Origin of the sequence: Clostridium sp. ATCC 25772, from assembly GCF_001573875.1 — a bacterium.
Lineage (GTDB): Bacteria > Bacillota > Clostridia > Clostridiales > Clostridiaceae > Clostridium_J > Clostridium_J senegalense.
The window spans coordinates 1-530 of sequence record NZ_LFRG01000218.1 but is presented as its reverse complement, the minus strand read 5'-3'; the positions used below and the strand labels follow the sequence as shown (position 1 = coordinate 530).

Here is a 530-nt window from a genome sequence, read left to right as displayed (position 1 = left end):
GTTTATTTGATTACTTTGGCCCAGAAGATGCAAAACACATAATAGTTGCAATGGGTTCAGTGACTGAAACTATAGAAGAAACTATAACTTATTTAAATGGACAAGGTGAAAAATATGGATTAGTAAAAGTTCATTTATATAGACCGTTTTCTATAAAACACTTTATGGATGTAATACCATCAAGTGTAGAAAGAATTTGTGTTTTAGATAGAACTAAAGAACCAGGATCTATAGGAGAACCATTATACTTAGATGTAAAATCAGCATTTTATGAAAATGAAAAAACACCTATGATAATAGGCGGGATATATGGACTTGGATCTAAGGATACAACTCCAGCAGATATAAAATCTGTATATGACAATTTAAAATCTAGTAACCCTAAAAATCAATTTACAGTAGGTATAGTAGATGATGTAACTAATAAATCTATAGATGTAGATAGAAACTTTAAAATAAGACAAGAAGGAACTATAAGATGTAAGTTCTGGGGATTAGGATCAGATGGTACAGTTGGAGCTAACAAACAA

General features: G+C 30.2%; 1 pseudogene. It reads left to right on the top strand.

Going from position 1 to position 530, the window contains the following annotated elements:
• Positions 1-530 (top strand): annotated as a pseudogene (locus tag AZI32_RS17670) (pyruvate:ferredoxin (flavodoxin) oxidoreductase); the annotation flags it as partial.